This window comes from Microvirga yunnanensis, from assembly GCF_025460875.1.
On record NZ_JAMXFI010000035.1, the window covers coordinates 1 to 1,429 of the forward strand.

The 1,429-nt window shown below is 60.0% G+C and carries 2 protein-coding genes; both read left to right on the forward strand.

Going from position 1 to position 1,429, the window contains the following annotated elements; all coding sequences use genetic code 11:
• A partial coding sequence (locus NF876_RS18165) for a TOBE domain-containing protein (protein WP_262270120.1) occupies nt 1-394 on the forward strand: 394 nt, incomplete at its 5' end.
• Nucleotides 395-433: 39 nt separating this feature from the next.
• On the forward strand, nt 434-1,429 hold a 996-nt coding region (locus NF876_RS18170), incomplete at its 3' end, for an ABC transporter substrate-binding protein (protein ID WP_262270121.1).

Below are 1,429 nucleotides of genomic sequence, written 5' to 3' on the forward strand. Positions count from 1 at the left end.
TTCGGATCTCGTGGTTCTGATGAACGCCGGCCGGATCGAGCAGAAAGGCACGGCCGAGGATCTGTTCACCCGCCCGAGAACAGCCTTCGTAGCGCGCTTCATCGGGGCTCACAACGTCATTGATCTCGGAGACCGCGCGATCGCGGTCAGAACCGACCGGACGATGCTCGGACGAGATGGCTCGGCAGATGCAACGCGTCGCGAAGTCACGGTCAGAACCGTTGAATACGCTGGAACCGGCTTCTCAATCCAACTCGTCGACGACCGTGGCAGCGAACTGGCCGCACTGATATCCGAACAGAGCTTTCGCGCCATGCCTCTTACCGAAGGCGAGCGTGTGCTCGCCTCATGGGCTCCTGCAGATGCCCACGTCCTCGAAGGTGGAGCCCAGTAGGGGATCAAAGTCTAACCCAAAGAGGGAAAGGGGAATAAGATGAGGAAGAAAGACGATGCGACGAACCTCTCTCGCCGGCAAATCCTGAAAGGGGGCGCAGCCCTTGCAGGCGCAGCCGCCGGAACGGCCATCACGGGCTTTCCGGCCGTCATCGCGGCCGAGCCCGTGACGCTCCGCTACCTTTCGACGGCGACCAACCAGTCGCCTGCCATCGCCGAGAAGGCCGCGAAGGATCTCGGGATCAAGATCGAGTACGTCACGGTCACGACCGACGACGTGACCAAGCGCATCATCACGCAGCCGAACTCCTTCGATTTGGTCGACACGGAGTATTTCAGCCTGCGCAACCTCATCCCGTCGGGCAACCTGATGGGCATGGATGCGAAGAAGATCAAGCTCATTGACAAGCTTGCGCCCGCCATCACCAAGGGCGAGATCGGCGGCAAGAAGATCGGCCTTCAGGGCACGGCACCCAACAAGGTGATGTATCTGGATGGGCAGAACTCAAAGAAGTTCGCCGCCTCTCCCACGGAGTGGATCACCCTGATCCCCACCACCTATAATGCTGACACTCTCGGCATCCGGCCCGACCTGATTGGCCGTCCCATTGAGAGTTGGGCGGAACTCCTGAACCCGCAATTCAAGGGCAAGGCCTCGATCCTCAACATTCCATCCATCGGCATCATGGATGCCGCCATGGTCATTGAGGCATCCGGCAAGCACAAATATGCCGACAAGGGCAACATGACGAAGGACGAGATCGACCTGACGATCGCGACCCTCATCGAAGCCAAGAAGGCCGGACAGTTCCGCGCCTTCTGGACCGACTTCAACGAGAGCGTCAACCTGATGGCATCGGGCGAGACCGTGATCCAGTCCATGTGGTCGCCGGCCGTCACGGCCGTGCGCCTCAAGAACATTCAGTGCAAGTTCCAACCGCTCAAGGAGGGCTATCGTGCCTGGGCATCCGGCTTTGGCCTGCCGAGGACCCTCAAGGGCAAGGAACTCGATGCGGCTTATGAGTTCATCAACTGG